The following is a 14,408-nucleotide window of genomic DNA, read 5'->3' as shown; positions in this document are numbered from 1 at the left end:
CAGGCCAAAAGGCCAGAAATAAGGGGTGAAATGAGGAAAATACCCCTGAAACAAGCGGAGGAATACTTATGAAAATGAACTCATTGGCTGGCCTGCTGGCAGGGGCCGTAATAGTCGCCGGAGCGGCTAAAGCACAAGAAACGATCTCGGCGGTTCACGCCTTTCCTGAAACGCTGATTTATACACAGAGCTTTCTGGAATTTGTCGATAAAGTTAACGAGGCCGGCAAAGGGGTCATTCAGATTGACGTGCGCGGCGGGCCGGAAGCCATTGGCATGTTCCAACAGCCGGATGCGGTGCGCGACGGGATCGTCGACATGGTCTATACGCCAGGTTCGTTTTACGGCGGTTCGCTGCCTGAAAAGGACGCAATGGTCGCCTCGAACCTGACCGCGATCGAGACCCGCCAAAACGGGGGCACCGAGTTGATCGACCAGATCCATCAGGAAAAGATGGGCTTGAAATACCTCGGCTGGTTCGACAGTGGAGTCTGCTACAACCTTTGGACCCGCAACGAACCCAGTTTTGATGCCGATGGCAATCTGGAAGTTGAAGGGCTGAAGCTGCGCGGCAACAACGTCTACAACGCCTTTTTCACAAACTACCTTGGTGCGCAGGTAATCGACTTACCTACGGGCGAGGTATACTCGGCCCTGCAACGCGGTGTCGTGGATGCGACGGGCTGGACCCAGATCGGTCTGATTGACCTGAAGTGGAACGAGTTCCTAAACTACCGCATTGAGCCATGTTTTTTCTCGACGGATCTTGGCGTCATTGTGAATCTTGATAAATGGAATTCTCTGTCTGAAGAAGCCCGGACTATCTTGCAAGACGTTGCGATCCAACACGAAAAAGACAGCGTTGAGGCCCTGCGAGGTAAACGCGACGAGGACTTTGCGGCCCTTGACACTGCGGGCATGACAGTTGTCAGCCTGGAAGGGGACGCAAAGGCAAACTATCTTGCCGCTGCCCGCGAAAAGACATGGGAACGGATGAAAGGCCTGATGGCTGAACAGCCCGGCGGCACCGATAACTATGATCGCTTGATCGAGCTGTTCTACGATCTCGACGCTGCAAACTAAGTCCATAGACAGGCCCGGGGGAGTCTTCCGGGCCTGTCTAATTTACGGGGCAAAGCAGGCGCGATGATGAAAAGGTTCTATGACGCAGTGCTGTTTGGCATGGCTATTGTCGCCGGGTTTTTACTGGTTTGGTTGATGCTGTCTGTCATCACGTCAGTTCTGATGCGAAATCTAGGGCTGCAGCCCTTTGCCTGGCTATTTACTTCTGCCGAATACGGGCTTTTGTACATGACCATGTTGGGCGCGCCTTGGCTAGTGCGTGAAAAGGGCCATGTGCATATCGAGCTAGTCACTGCCGCTCTTCCAGTGGGTTTGCGCCGAATTGTCAGCCGAGCAGTGGCAGCTGCGTGTGTGCTGGTTTGCCTCATACTCGCTTGGCAAGGCGCTGATTTGGTCCTGACAAATATCGAACGCGGAGACTACGACACCCGTGCTTATTATTTTCCTCGATGGATGCTGACCGTCGCCTTTCCCCTGTCTTTCGGGCTCATGGCGATTGAGTTTTCGCGCTTTGTTTTCGGGACCGAACTGATGCACAGCGGCGAAGCAGGGATACACGAATGATGGAGTGGTACGAAGCTCTTGCCTTGCTGCTTGGGTCAATTGTTTTCCTGATGGCCATCGGAATGCCTGTGGCACTGGCTTTTCTTGCAGCCAATATTTTAGGCGCTTGGGTGTTCATGGGGGGCGAGCGAGGCGTCACTCAACTCCTCAATAACGGACTTGGTGCATTGACCAAATATGCGCTAATGCCAATCCCGCTGTTCTTGCTGATGGGCGAGATATTCTTCCACACCGGCTTGGGCGGGCGCATGTTCAGTGCAATAGATAAGTTGCTGGGAAGACTTCCTGGGCGTCTTAGTTATGTGACAGTGCTGGGAGGCACTGCATTTTCCACGCTATCAGGATCGTCGATGGGCTCAACAGCACTTTTGGGATCGCTCATGGTGCCCGAAATGAACAGGCGCGGTTACAAATCGTATATGAGCATTGGGCCTATTTTGGGAACGGGTGGCTTGGCTATCATCATACCGCCTTCGGCGCTTGCGGTTCTTCTGGCCACACTTGCACAGATAGACGTAGCAGCGTTGTTGATAGCGGGTGTAATTCCCGGTTTGATCCTAGCCTTGTTTTATATTGGCACAATCTGGCTTCAAACTCGAATAGATCCGGACGCGGCTCCTGCTTATGACGTAGAGCCTATGTCGATGGCGTACCGCTTGAAACTACTCATGACTGAGGTCGTGCCTATGGTTGGCGTCATGGTGGTGATTATTGTCTTGATGATTCAAGGCTTTGTAACTCCATCCGAAGCCGCAGCTTTCGGAGCGCTGGGCGTTCTGATCCTGGCGGCTTTTTTCCGCTGTTTGACATGGGAGGCGATCAAAAAGTCGGTAACCGGCGCGCTCAAGGTAACACTAATGGCCTATCTAATTGTCTTTGGTTCGGCCACGTTCAGCCAGCTATTGGCCTTTTCTGGTGCGTCTCGGGGGCTAGTAAACTGGGCCATCGCGTTTGAACTTACCCCACTGGCGATGCTTGCTGTGATGTTCGCAGTTTTGCTGCTTCTTGGTATGTTCATGGAGCAAATTTCGATTATGTTGCTGACCGTGCCAATCTTTTTTCCTCTGGCTCAGACACTTGGTTTTGATCCGATCTGGTTTGGCCTGATCATGTTACTCTCACTCGAGATCAGTTTCACAACCCCACCTTTCGGGTTGCTTCTGTTTGTGATGAAAGGTGTTGCACCGCCGGGCACCACAATGCGGGAAATCTACACATCCGCCTTCCCGTTTATTTTCTGCTCACTTTTGCTGGTTGTTTTGCTGATCGCGTTCCCAGATCTAGCATTGTTTCTGGCGTCTTTGTGAGAATTGCGGATGGCCTCACCAAAAGAACTTGGATTGAGGCGGGAATAGGGCTTCCCGGAACATGGTAATTGATTGAATGACAATTTGGTCTGTGAAACAGACGTCCGTTGCGATTTAGGCGAATTTCAGCACCGAGCCTAAAAAAGACGTTCATTCACCTGTTGGGTTATGCGATTATAAGAAATTTGAATAGGTAGCGTGTTTCTTCAGGGCTCGCTCCAAATTTGTTGGTTCCGCTCCCAAATTTTCTCACCGATTAAGCAGTCATAGGCTGTGGACGACGTGTATTGCGCCGACAGGATCCTTTCGGGCAAAGGCGTCGATGCGATTTCAAGCACAAGTTTTCGGCGCACCGCCTCTGCAAAGTCCTGCCAATTCAGCACCGGAATTACAAATGAACCAGGCCCGCCCGTCACGCAATTCTCATAGTATACGTCGAGGTCGTCGAGGTGCCATTGGCTCCCCAAACCTTCTCGGGTCATCAGCGGTAATCCGTTTATGATGATTGATTTCGACAACACTGTTTCGCGGGCCTGCAATACCGGGCGACCCTGATTGTTAGGTCCGTCGCCCGACACATCGATAACTTTGCGCAGGCCTTCGAATTCGTTCTTTTCTATCATCGCGGCCCCAAAGATCAGCGCTTCGGAGATCGAAGTACGGCGCAGAGCTGGGTCGAAACGCGTGGTAAGAACGCTCGCGAATTCTTCAAGATCAGCACGCGTTTCCAGAAGCCTCCAACCTACGATCACTTCTTGCGTGCCAGCCCACTCAACGTAAGTCAAAGCTACCCGTTGTAAGAGGCCCGATTGAACGGCGGCGAAAACATCGTCCGACAAAAGGGCTGATGCATAGCCCTGTCGTTGAATTTCGAGTTCACGCTCGGTCATTGACCGAGACACATCTACAAGAAGAACGAGCTCTAGATCGACTTCCAGCACCTTTGATATGGCAGGCTCTGCCGAGAGAGAGGCAGATGCGGCAAGAGTTAGGAATATGTTGCGTAGCATCACTAAACGGATGGAGCGCTGGCCAATTAAGTCAAGCTACAAATGTATTATTAAGTCTCCAATGAGGAAACGGAATGTTCAATATTGACGGTTTGGCACGATGCAACGGCGATAAAGGCCATGGGAAACTCAGCTTCCTCGTCATCAGGTTTCCCGATCACCGTGGTGTCGGTGAATGCAGGATAACCTCCCTAGATCGGAGCGCGCCGACCCCAGCTTTGGCTTCACCGCACATCCATGGGACAGCTATACTACCTGAGCTCAAAGGGCGCGGGCATTCAACAAATCTGATGGAGATTGTCTAAGAGCGGACACTTGCGGCCAATGCCGTTGAAGTCTGCCTTTTGGTCGTGGACCCAAAACGAACGCCATCAGGTTTTGCGAGAACGGTGGCTACATACTTGCCGCATCTAAAGAGTTTAATGGCTTCGGTGCCGACAACGATGCGAAAAACGGCCACTTTTCAATAGCCGATCTTGCGCAATCTAGATGAATGAAATCGGTGGCCACTATTTTCGCAGAATGGTCGCTCGCCTAATCTTGTCGAGCGGCTGCATCGAGCCCGGACTAATTGTCCATTCTGTTGACATACAAGCAGCATAATTTCGCCTTGTTTAGTCTTAGTCTGGACAAAATACAGATCCGTGCTGCGCAAAAATTTGATTGGGTTTTAGTAAATTCACGACTGCTAGAGGGAGGCGCGGTATTGGAGCGCTCTAACTGTCTGGAAACGTTGAATGCAAAGCAAGGTTTACCTAGATGAATCCGCGACGACTTTGGAACTCCAAAGTGATGGCGCCACGGGTCCCGAAACCATGGACCCGGTGCTCAGCAACATAAGGTCGGCAATTGATCCAAACGCGGCCCAGAAAATTGAGCAACACACAAAGCTTAATAAAACCGAAGAAACGGCTGCGAAACTTGAAGTTCAAGTGCAGCTGATCCTACAGCTTGTAGGAAAAAATTTACCAGTTCGCTGGCTTTTCGAGCGCGTAAGTTCTTTTCTTAAACGGCCGGACGCAACCAGAATATTGTCCGTTCTGATTTTACTAGCGCTCTTCGCCTTGCAGCCGGGCTTCGTTTTATTCCTGTTCCTGATTGCTGTTCTTATCGGTCTCGTACTTTACTTATCGTTCGGCCCCGACCGAGTGCAAGATTGGGTTCATGATCGATATCGACGATTGCATGAGCGCGATCCGGAAGGCGCAAAACGCATCAGGCGACGCGCTGCAGCAGCCAGCAAAAAGATCACCAAAATCATCGATAAATTTCCGGAAAAGTGGACGAGGGGCCTGTACATTCCTGATTTCGAAGAGCCAAAAGCGCTTCCTGAGAAATTCAAGACTGACCCCTTTGAGCGGCTGGCCAGTCAGAAAAATTAGGCGGACCGTGCTTGGCAGTGTTTAACTAGGATGAATTTAGTGTTTGTTCTTCTCTGTAAGGTGCGCATTGGGCCTTCTCCGCAAGCGCTTTTGGTGTCTTAGTTGCACTTGCGGCATATTGTTTCTCTAAGCGCCAGGCCTTTGACGCCGTGATGCAGCGGAGTAGGGAGCTGTTCATACGGCGTGCTTAACGCGCGGATAACTCATGGGCGCTATGCGGTCTGGCGTGACAAGCTGATCCACATATGGTCGTGCCAAAAAACCGTCTCGGGTCTTTGGTGCAAATATCTTACCAGTGCTTATTGCCAAGCAAACAACTTGTCGACGATCAGGCAAATAGATCGAAATAGAAGTAGGTATCGTCTATCAAGCCAGCATCGACATCGCTCAGGATCAGCATATCGCCGCCGCCGAGGTCTGCCACAGCATTGCCAGATCCATCATCTGTGAAGTTAACGGATGCCGGGTCGAATCCAACGAAATAGAGCATGTCGAGTTCGCCGCCGGAGACACAGTAGTCGAGAACGGTGTCCGTTCCACTGCCCTCAGCGAAAACAAAAGTATCCGTGCCCGCGCCACCGACGAGTAGGTCGTCGCCCAACCCGCCATCCAGCGTGTCGTTGCCGCGCATTCCGTGCAATTCGTTGGCGACATCATTCCCGATAATGTAGTCGGCGCCATCACCAGCAACCACGTTCTCGATCACAGTACCTGCCGCAATGGTTAGGAACTCTGCCCCCGAGGAAGAGCTGACAGCGCCTTGGCGCAGATCAATTTCCAAGTATCCGGTCATTGCCGACAAGTTCAGCCAGTCGGTTCCACCGTCGCTATCGGTGAGCACCTGACGGGTTGCATCCTGGGCCAGCGTTATTTGCGCTCCGGTAACGGCGTCGGTGCCAAGTGCCGCAAAGATCTCGTCGGTGTAGTGATAGGTGCTGTCGGCGCTTGCTGCGGACCCGAACCAGGTGATTTCATAGTCGGTCAGACGCGCCGAGCCACCATCGAGGTTGTTAAACTCAAGAGACCATATCCCGTCGGCGGCGTTCTCACCTCGGAAGGCCTCTGCAGAGAAGCTCCAGGTCAGCGGTCCGTCGACAGTATCAAGGCTGTCGAGCAACTGCACCCTCGTGCCTGATCCAGACACAAGCCATACATCCAGGCTGGTGCTGGTAAGGGACAGTGTGACTTCTACTGTTTCCAAATTCATCGAAGTGACGCCCGAATCGAATGTCAAGGTCGTCCCGCTTCCGATAGTTACGTTTTGAGCGCTTTCCAGAGTGTAGGACACCTCGTTGGCTGAGGTTTGGGCCGTGCCGAAAAGGTGCCAGGCTTCGGCCATTCGGACCGCCGCATAGGCATCGATCATTCCATAGCCGAAGTCTTCTGCGAAATGCAGCCCGCCGCCGTTCCAGTTGTCACCGCCGTTGAAGCTCCAGTCTACAGATTCAACTAGCGACGAAACGCCCGTCAGCCAAGAAAGATCAACACTTGCAGCCTCGTTCTCGGTTATCTTCGCCGAATACGCCAGGATGTTCTTGATGTCCCGCCACCCTAGATCTGGATTGGCTTCAAGCATCAGGGCAGCAACACCAGAGACGATCGGAGCCGCCGCAGATGTGCCGCCGAAGCCAGTCAGGCTATCAGTGCCGGTGTAATCGTCAGGCCCGAAACCTTCGGCTCCGGTCAGATCTGTTGTCAAGATGCCAAGCTCAGTGAACGGATCACCACTAGACGGTGCCGCTATCAGTAGATTGGCCCCGTGGTTCGAGTAAGACGCGATCCCGCCGTTCTCAGTGACTGCACCGACAGTGATCGAAAAACGCGAGGCATCCAGTAGGTCACCCTGGCTGTTCGACGCGGCATTGCCGGCCGACTTCACCAAAACCGTTCCGAGTCCATCGCGCCCGTTCACGATCGCATCTTCGAAAGTCGGCAAAGCAGTGGCGAAGAAATTCGTGGCCTCTGTCGACGTATCGAAACCGGGGGTCGCGCCCCAGGAATGGTTGACGATGTCGAATTGCGTTATACCCATCATCGCGGCTTCGAAGCCCGAAAGATCGGTATTCCCGGCCCCCGCTACTCCGTCGATCATGTTAACCCCGGTCAGAGTGGCATCGAAAGCGACACCGACCGTCCCAGTCCCGTTGTCATCTGCTGCGATAATCCCCGCGACGGCGGTGCCGTGTGCGGAGCCGCCGGTTGACGGGTCAAGTTCCTGACCGCCGAACCAGATATGACGCGAGGCATCGTAATTTGCAACGAGGTCGGGATGCAACCATTGTAGCCCGTCGTCGTAGACCCCAACCGTGATCCCGTTTCCAGTGTAGTCAGCCCATAGCGTTTCCATGTCGCCTATACGGCCCAAATACCACTGTTCGTCGTAGCGGTCGTCCGTCGGCTCCAGCCGTGTCAGGGCTTCGTCCAGACGCAGGCCCGATATACCCCAGATATAGCTGGTCAACCCGGTCTGCACGAAGCTGACCGTATTGGTGCCGGAAATCTGCATGTCTCCCGGAAGCAGAATCTTGTAGATACTGGTCCCGTTGTCGACGCCCGGCTCCAGTGTGCCAAGCAGCGTGCCATTTAAATAGACTTCGATCTCTTGCGCATTATCGATATCGAAGGCCGAGAAGCTCAACGACAGGTCGCTCCCGTTGGAAACGAATGTCGCGTCCAGCCGACCGTCATGGTCAGTTTGACCGTTTATGCCATTTCCATAGCTGGTCGGATCAGCCACACCGATCTCAAGATGCGGCGCTGGCTCGGGCAGGCGTTCGCGCAGGGTCAGGTCAGTGACTCCCCAAAGATGCGAAGTCAACCCGGTCTGAACGAATGTGATCGTGTTGAAACCCGCTTCAAGTTCGTCGGCGTCGATGGTGATGACATGCTGCGAGAAACCGTTGTCGACCCCGGTGGTTAGGAAACCCTGGCTGGCCCCGTTCAGGAACCATTCGACCTCGGTGCCGCTGTCGATGTCGTAGCCATTCAGGAGAAGTTCGAGGTCGATACCAGTGTTCCGGAAACTGAAGTCGACCCGACCGTCATCGTCAGTCTGGCCATCGATGCCCTGACCGTAACTGCCGGTCTCGGTCACATCGAGAACAAGTTCGACCGTGCCAGCCGGTACTGGCTCGGTTCCCGCGACATAGAGCGTTAGGTCTGTAACCCCCCAGAGATGGGTCGTCAGCCCGGTCTGTACAAAGGTGATGGTGTTCGTTCCGCCTGCCGTAGCTGAACCGGGAATGTTAATCGAATGGTCGGAGAACCCATTGTCGATACCTGTGGTCAGGAAACCCTGGCTGACGCCGTTCAGTAACCACTCGATCTCGGTATTGCTGTCGATGTCATAGCCGGTGAAGTTGAGCACAAGGTCGTCACCGGTGCCCTGGAAGGTGAAATCTATTTGCCCGTCCGCGTCGGTCTGTCCATCGATCCCTTGACCGTAGCTGCCCGTCTCGGTCACCCCGACGGCCAGTTCCGGTGGCGGGACCGGCGCTTCAAGAAGCAGGTCCTTCACGCCCCAGAGATAATAAACCTCGCCGGTCTGAACGAAAGTGATCGTGTTCGTCCCCGCGACCAAGTCGGTCTGGGCAAGAGCCAACGCGTGCTGCGAGAAACCGTTGTCGACCCCGGTGGTTAGGAAACCCTGGCTGGCCCCGTTCAGGAACCATTCGACCTCGGTGCCGCTGTCGATGTCGAAAGCTGTAAGGTTGAGCGTTAGGTCAGTACCGGTGTTCTGGAAGGCGAAGTCGACCCGACCGTCATCGTCAGTCTGGCCGTCGATACCCTGACCGTAACTGCCGGTCTCGGTCACATCGAGAACAAGTTCGACCGTGCCAGCCGGTACTGGCTCGGTTCCCGCGACATAGAGCGTTAGGTCTGTAACCCCCCAGAGATGGGTCGTCAGCCCGGTCTGTACAAAGGTGATGGTGTTCGTTCCGCCTGCCGTAGCTGAACCGGGAATGTTAATCGAATGGTCGGAGAACCCATTGTCGATACCTGTGGTCAGGAAACCCTGGCTGACGCCGTTTAGTAACCACTCGATCTCGGTATTGCTGTCGATGTCATAGCCGGTGAAGTTGAGCACAAGGTCGTCACCGGTGCCCTGGAAGGTGAAATCTATTTGCCCGTCCGCATCGGTCTGACCATCGATCCCTTGACCGTAGCTACCCATCTCGGTCACCCCGATGGCCAGTTCCGGTGGCGGCGTCACATTTTCAAGAAGAAGGTTGGTGACCCCCCATAGGTGAGTCGGGAGTCCAGTCTGAACGAAGGTCAGCGTGTTTGCGCCCGACACGAGGTCTGTGGAAGAAATCGACAGATTGTGCTGCGAGAAACCGTTGTCGAACCCTGTCGACAGAAAACCCTGGCTGACACCGTTCAAGAACCATTCAACCTCGGTGTCGCTGTCGATGTCAAAAGCCGTAAGGCTCAGTGTCAGATCGGTTCCTGAATCTTGGAAGGTGAAATGTACCTGCCCGTCCGCGTCTGTGGCTCCGTTGATGCCCTGACCGTAGCTACCGGTCTCAGTATCGCCAACAACAAGCTCGGGAGCAGGGGCGGGGGCTTCCAGCAAAAGATCCTTGACGCCCCAGAGGTAGAAAGTCTCACCGGTCTGCACAAATGTAACCGTGTTCGTCCCTGCGACCATATCCGTCTGGGACAGCGCAAGATTGTGCTGCGAGTAACCGTTGTCGATCCCGGTCGAGAGGAACCCTTGGCTGACGCCGTTAAGGAACCATTCGATTTCCGCATCATGATCGATGTCAAAGGCCGTCAGGTTTAGCGTCAGATCGGTTCCTGAGTTCTGGAAGGAGAATTCGACCCGACCGTCATCGTCAGTTTGACCATCAATCCCTTGACCATAGCTACCGGTCTCAGTGACACCGACGACCAATTCGGGTGCCGGGGCCGGTGCTTCAAGAAGCAGGTCCTTGACGCCCCAAAGGTAGAAAGTCTCACCGGTCTGTACAAATGTAATCGTGTTGGTCCCTGCGACCATGTCCGTCTGCGACAGCGCAAGATTGTGCTGCGAGAAACCGTTGTCGATCCCGGTCGAGAGGAAACCTTGGCTGACGCCGTTCAAAAACCATTCAATCTCCCTATCGTGGTCGATGTCGTAAGCTGTAAGGTTGAGCGTCAGGTCAGTACCGTTGTTTTGAAAGGTGAAATCGACCCGACCGTCATCGTCAGTCTGACCGTCAATGCCCTGGCCGTAACTGCCGGTCTCGGTCACGTCCAGAGCCAGTGCGACAGGCAGCGGCGTTTCGTCTGTCATCAGGCCGGTGACACCCCATTGGTAACTAGGGTTCAATTCCTGTGGAAACGAGATCACGTTGGTCCCGTCCAAACCCTGCATACCCTTCAATTTATAACTGACTGCGTCGACAAATTCTGCGGGATCGGCTATCGGTTTGCTTCGCGTCAGTGGTCGCCCAACAAGTTCGTCAAACAGGGCTTCCAGAATGTCATTTTCGTCGCCGAAGACATCAGGCAATTTTGGGAAGTTTCGCATTTCACTGGTCCTTCGCTGGGCATTTGACCTAGGGTAACCAGAAACTTAGGCCGTTAAGCGGCGCCCAAATTAGCGAAATGTGATACTTGTCCTGATGCAGTTGACAGTAATTTCCTGAGTGGCCGTTTGTCTCCAATTTTTCTGAAATTGCGGCGAAAGTGAGGCGACGGCGTTGAATGCACTCGTCGTCAATTCGAATCAAATTGTCCTTTGAAAAGGATTTGTGGCTACCTGCTAAGTCAAGACTGTCGGCGAATGCTAGTCTGCGCCGATGCGCTTGCCGAGTTGCAAAGCGGAGAACGGGTGCAAGCGTTCTCTATGAAGAGTAGTTCCGGATCAACCAAGGCATTCAGGGTGTGCCCGAAAAAAGTTCGAACGACGTTACTTTAATAAAGGTGGGCAGAGCGAGTACAACTAAGTGCTGCATTCTGCGGCTTTTGCGAGACAACAAGGCCGCGTGACGCCCGAAAACCTTGGACCAAATAGGCGCGGTCACCAAACGAATGGCCGGGTTTGCCCGGCATGCCCTCGCCCGACTGCCATTGCAGGGGTTGCATGGCGTCGGTCTCCGATACAACCTTGGTTTTGAAATAACCCAATCGAAGTGGCCGCGTTTCGGCCACTACAATCTGTCAACTTTCAAGAGTTCCCAATTAATGGCATTGCATGACCATCCCATGTGGCGAAAGCCGCAACACCATCAAGATCTTGAGCACGCTCATGACCATGTTCACTGGGCAGAGCTGTTTTATGATCTGATCCATGTCGTGACGATCTTCCTGCTCGGCAACTACCTATCGCATCACCTTGATCTAAATGGGTTTCTTGTGTTCGCCGGGGTCTTCATAACGCTGTGGTATGCGTGGGGAGAGCTCAGTATTTTCAATTCGATTTATGTCAGCACCGATTTCTGGCATCGCCTTATCATGTCAGTGATGATTTGTACGGTGATGTTCATGGCCGCAGCGATCCCGGTTATCGACGGCAAAGGCTGGGTTTTCTTTGCACTGGGTTTTGCCGCAAACCGCGCCATGATCGCAGCGCTGTACTATCGCGCCCGGCGTGTCAATTCCTCGGGAGAGTCGATGTCGGCGGCGCAAATCCGCAACTTCTCGGTTTTTGCGGTTATCTTTGCGATCACGGCCTTCTTGCCTACACCGCTTGCTTACTGGTTTTTTGCTGCCGCGATGGTGGCGACGCAGGCGATGTATATGATCCCCGGCGTTACCGTTTTGCGCTTTGAGCGCTTCACCCCGCGCCTCGGGCATATGGCCGAACGGTTTGCCCTACTGACACTTATCGTATTGGGCGAAGGGTTCTTCAAACTCGTCGTCACCCTGTCCGAAAAAGGCATCTACAAAGTATCACCCGATGTGCTGGTCAACTTCGTTATCGGTGGGGTTTCGATGTTCGTCATGTGCTGGATTTACTTTGACTTTGTGGGCAACGCCAAACCAAAAGATAAAAAGGTTTCGACCTTGGTCATTTGGTGGCTTGCGCACCTAATGTTGATGTTGTGCGGTGTCATGGTTGGGGTGGCCCTCGCAGCAGAGGTCAAGGTCGGATTTTGGGAGCCATACCCCACCGAATACGCCGCCATTGGCTGTTTCGGCCTTGCTGGTTATATCGCGATGCTTTGGGCGCTTCAGCACGTCATTGAACATCGTCTTGCTTCGGATTTTGGACGCTGGGATGTGAGGGTGTTCGGGATCATACTGGCAATTACTTGTTTCTACATCGTCCCACATGTGCCCTCGTTGGTTGGCAATTTGATCTGGGGCACGGCTTTGCTTTCGCAAATCGCATTTCCATTGATGCGCGCATGGTCAAAGTTTCGACATGAGTGAAGTTTTGACAGACTCGGACGAACTGAGAAAGAAAGTCTATTGGTGGCTAGAGCGCCCAGACCGGGCCGCTATCGGCCCCTGGTTGCTGGAAATAGTTCTGATTGTGTTGATTACACTGAACGTAGCTGCTGTCCTTCTTGAAACCGTCGACTCTATATATGCACGTTGGGGTTTCGCCCTTAACCTGTTAGAGGGGTTTTCCTTGTTCGTGTTCATAGCCGAATACGCGGCAAGACTTTGGGTTGCGACAGAAAATCCAAATTACAAAACGCGTGCTTCTTGGGCCGTTTCTCCAATCGCTATCATCGACTTACTGGCAATTTTGCCGGCACTGCTTTACCTGCTCTTCCCGATCGACCTGCGTCTGTTGCGAACTTTCCGTATGTTGCGGCTGCTCAAACTCACGCGCTACTCACCCGCACTAGGCATGCTGCTTGCCGTGTTTGAGGAAGAGGCTGGCGCCTTCTTTGCCGGCTTCTTCATTCTTATGGTGATGCTGATCTTTGCCGCCAGCGGCGCTTGGCTGGCAGAGCACGACGCGCAGCCCGCAGCCTTTGGTTCGATCCCGGCGGCGATGTGGTGGGCGATGGCGACTTTGACGACCGTTGGCTACGGCGACGTAACGCCGGTAACGGTTGCAGGCAAGATTTTCGGTGCTGCGATAACGGTAATCGGCATTGGTATGGCCGCGTTGCCCGCAGGTATCATCGCCAGCGGCTTAAATGATCAGTTACACCGCCGACGTGCTAGCCTGGAGCGCGAGTTTCGAAAGGCTCTGGAAGACGGCGATATTTGCGAGAAGGATGAGGCAGACATTGAATCCGTCCGCAAGCAGTTGGGGCTGTCTCGCCGCTCTGCCGACCATATTCGAGAACGAGTGCATGCCGAAACGTTGTCGGATGCTGAACGCTGCCCGACCTGCGGTCAACCAACTGAGCAAAAGGCCAAACCCTGAGCGATCACTTGGTTTCAGCCTCGGCCAGCTTGTCCGCACCTAACAGGCTGTCCACGGTGTCGTCGATTTGTTGGAAAAACAGTCGGCCAGCTCTTTGGCGTTGGCCTTTCCGTACAACCCACAGATAGCGTTCAAGGAAATGGAAAAATACTGTATCGCTCCGATCAGTTGAAAGACTTGAGAGCGCATTTCGGTTTCGCTGGTGTGCTGACCAACCGGTGTACCCCGGGAAATTTCTATTAACCTGTCCAAGTAGGCCTTCACGGGCCAAACCTTTGAGTTCTCGCGGACATCCAACAGCGCCCGAACGGTCAGGCGTGCGTCTTCGGGCCGCAAAAAGTTGGACCCCTTTAACCGATTGAAATAAGCTTTAAGGTGCATCACCGGGTCAGGCTGCTTTGCCGCTTCAATCTCAGCGAATTGTCGATCAGCGAGAGCGGAAAGAACTTCGGAGTAAAGATATTGCTTTGTACCGAAGAAATGCAGCAACGCCTGTTTTGACACACTTGCTTCACCCGCCAACGCAGCGAGGCTGACGCCATGATAGCCGTTAGCGGCGAACTTTTTTTGGCAATCGTCAGTTAGCCTGCCCTTGGGTTGGTCTGCCTGTTCTTTTTGACGAGCTCCGTCTCTGACGTGACATTCGCAAATATTTGGCTCGACAAAATTGGCTGACTTGTCCTCTAAGTGGTCATTGCCGTGGTTTTGTCGAATGTCCGCCGTTGACAAAAGCCGCTGACGCGGCC

The 14,408-nt window shown here is 53.6% G+C and carries 10 protein-coding genes; 6 read left to right on the top strand and 4 right to left on the bottom strand.

Annotated elements, in window-relative coordinates; translation table 11 throughout:
* The first annotated feature begins 68 nt into the window (after window positions 1–68).
* The 3 genes from dctP (at window position 69) to AC2FNV_RS07575 (ending at window position 2,953) form a co-directional block, all read left to right on the top strand.
* A complete protein-coding gene (dctP, locus tag AC2FNV_RS07585) occupies window positions 69–1,082 on the top strand; it encodes a TRAP transporter substrate-binding protein DctP (protein ID WP_170482428.1) in 1,014 nt (337 codons plus the stop codon).
* 63 nt (window positions 1,083–1,145) lie between these two features.
* Window positions 1,146–1,646, top strand: a complete 501-nt coding sequence (locus AC2FNV_RS07580) for a TRAP transporter small permease (protein ID WP_170608827.1) — start codon at window positions 1,146–1,148, stop codon at window positions 1,644–1,646.
* Complete coding sequence (locus AC2FNV_RS07575; protein WP_170482523.1) at window positions 1,646–2,953, top strand: TRAP transporter large permease; 1,308 nt, start codon at window positions 1,646–1,648, stop codon at window positions 2,951–2,953. The genes AC2FNV_RS07580 and AC2FNV_RS07575 overlap by 1 nt, the downstream gene beginning before the upstream one ends.
* A 206-nt stretch (window positions 2,954–3,159) precedes the next feature.
* On the opposite strand, the gene AC2FNV_RS07570 is transcribed toward AC2FNV_RS07575, so the two are convergent.
* Entirely contained in the window at window positions 3,160–3,963 is an 804-nt protein-coding gene (locus AC2FNV_RS07570; protein WP_170608826.1) for a DUF1194 domain-containing protein, read from the bottom strand.
* A gap of 737 nt (window positions 3,964–4,700) precedes the next feature.
* Here AC2FNV_RS07570 and AC2FNV_RS07565 point away from each other — a divergent pair.
* Window positions 4,701–5,345, top strand: a complete 645-nt coding sequence (locus AC2FNV_RS07565; RefSeq protein ID WP_170608825.1) for a hypothetical protein — start codon at window positions 4,701–4,703, stop codon at window positions 5,343–5,345.
* Window positions 5,346–5,673: 328 nt separating this feature from the next.
* On the opposite strand, the gene AC2FNV_RS07560 is transcribed toward AC2FNV_RS07565, so the two are convergent.
* A complete protein-coding gene (locus AC2FNV_RS07560; RefSeq protein ID WP_496772870.1) occupies window positions 5,674–10,860 on the bottom strand; it encodes a S8 family serine peptidase in 5,187 nt (1,728 codons plus the stop codon).
* 386 nt (window positions 10,861–11,246) lie between these two features.
* A complete protein-coding gene (locus tag AC2FNV_RS07555) occupies window positions 11,247–11,417 on the bottom strand; it encodes a hypothetical protein (RefSeq protein WP_170604296.1) in 171 nt (56 codons plus the stop codon).
* Window positions 11,418–11,516: 99 nt separating this feature from the next.
* Here AC2FNV_RS07555 and AC2FNV_RS07550 point away from each other — a divergent pair, with 99 nt between their 5' ends.
* Both AC2FNV_RS07550 and AC2FNV_RS07545 read left to right on the top strand, forming a co-directional pair.
* On the top strand, window positions 11,517–12,707 hold the full coding sequence (locus AC2FNV_RS07550) for a low temperature requirement protein A (RefSeq protein WP_170604294.1): 1,191 nt from the start codon (window positions 11,517–11,519) through the stop codon (window positions 12,705–12,707).
* Window positions 12,700–13,662: an ion transporter gene (locus AC2FNV_RS07545; RefSeq protein WP_170604292.1), complete on the top strand. Its 963-nt coding sequence runs from the start codon at window positions 12,700–12,702 to the stop codon at window positions 13,660–13,662. The genes AC2FNV_RS07550 and AC2FNV_RS07545 overlap by 8 nt, the downstream gene beginning before the upstream one ends.
* 39 nt (window positions 13,663–13,701) lie before the next feature.
* Here the strand turns inward: AC2FNV_RS07545 and AC2FNV_RS07540 are convergent, their stop codons facing one another.
* Complete coding sequence (locus AC2FNV_RS07540) at window positions 13,702–14,391, bottom strand: TetR/AcrR family transcriptional regulator (RefSeq protein WP_170604290.1); 690 nt, start codon at window positions 14,389–14,391, stop codon at window positions 13,702–13,704.
* Window positions 14,392–14,408: the final 17 nt, after the last annotated feature.

It is taken from the genome of Ruegeria sp. BHSA163, assembly GCF_059613365.1.
This window is presented reverse-complemented; position numbering and strand designations above follow the sequence as displayed.

Excerpts from the sequence above, each read along its gene's own strand:
- dctP (WP_170482428.1), top strand. The coding sequence starts at position 69 with ATGAAAATGAACTCATTGGCTGGCCTGCTGGCAGGGGCCGTAATAGTC.
- AC2FNV_RS07580 (WP_170608827.1), top strand. The coding sequence starts at position 1,146 with ATGATGAAAAGGTTCTATGACGCAGTGCTGTTTGGCATGGCTATTGTC.
- AC2FNV_RS07575 (WP_170482523.1), top strand. The coding sequence starts at position 1,646 with ATGGAGTGGTACGAAGCTCTTGCCTTGCTGCTTGGGTCAATTGTTTTC.
- AC2FNV_RS07570 (WP_170608826.1), bottom strand. The coding sequence starts at position 3,963 with ATGCTACGCAACATATTCCTAACTCTTGCCGCATCTGCCTCTCTCTCG.
- AC2FNV_RS07565 (WP_170608825.1), top strand. The coding sequence starts at position 4,701 with ATGCAAAGCAAGGTTTACCTAGATGAATCCGCGACGACTTTGGAACTC.
- AC2FNV_RS07560 (WP_496772870.1), bottom strand. The coding sequence starts at position 10,860 with ATGCGAAACTTCCCAAAATTGCCTGATGTCTTCGGCGACGAAAATGAC.
- AC2FNV_RS07555 (WP_170604296.1), bottom strand. The coding sequence starts at position 11,417 with ATGCAACCCCTGCAATGGCAGTCGGGCGAGGGCATGCCGGGCAAACCC.
- AC2FNV_RS07550 (WP_170604294.1), top strand. The coding sequence starts at position 11,517 with ATGGCATTGCATGACCATCCCATGTGGCGAAAGCCGCAACACCATCAA.
- AC2FNV_RS07545 (WP_170604292.1), top strand. The coding sequence starts at position 12,700 with ATGAGTGAAGTTTTGACAGACTCGGACGAACTGAGAAAGAAAGTCTAT.